Source organism: Anaerostipes stercorihominis (assembly GCF_057535655.1).
Genome location: NZ_BAAJCL010000040.1, coordinates 1 through 443 on the forward strand (window position 1 = coordinate 1; position 443 = coordinate 443).

1 protein-coding gene is annotated in these 443 nt (G+C 44.0%); it reads left to right on the forward strand.

Annotated elements, in window-relative coordinates; genetic code table 11:
• Nucleotides 1–443 (forward strand): hypothetical protein (locus AC27EF_RS13620; protein WP_487111302.1); only part of this gene is annotated, 443 nt, incomplete at both ends.

The window sequence follows — 443 nt, forward strand, 5'->3', positions numbered from 1 at the left end:
TTGGAGGACACGGACCAAAGACAGCACCGGGAACCGAAGGTGTGAAGGAATTAAATGAGATTCTGAAATTAAAGAAAGAAGGAGGAATCTTAAATAAGCACGGAGTTGTAGAATATGTAAACGGAATTGCACCGGGAGTGTTTGTAACAGTATCTACACCGAATGAAGAGATTGCATACCAGATGGGATATCATAGCATGGGACCTGGACCATTATGGACCTTGTATCGTCCATATCATCTGTGCAACTTAGAGACACCGTTAACGGTAGCAAAAGCGGTAATTGACGGAGAAGTTACCTGCGTACCGATGGATGGACTGGTATCTGAATGTATTACAAGAGCGAAGATTGATCTGAAAGCAGGACAGACCATTGACGGAATCGGAGGATTTACAACCCATGGATCCATTGCGACAGCAGCAGAATCCAATGAGAAAGGCTAT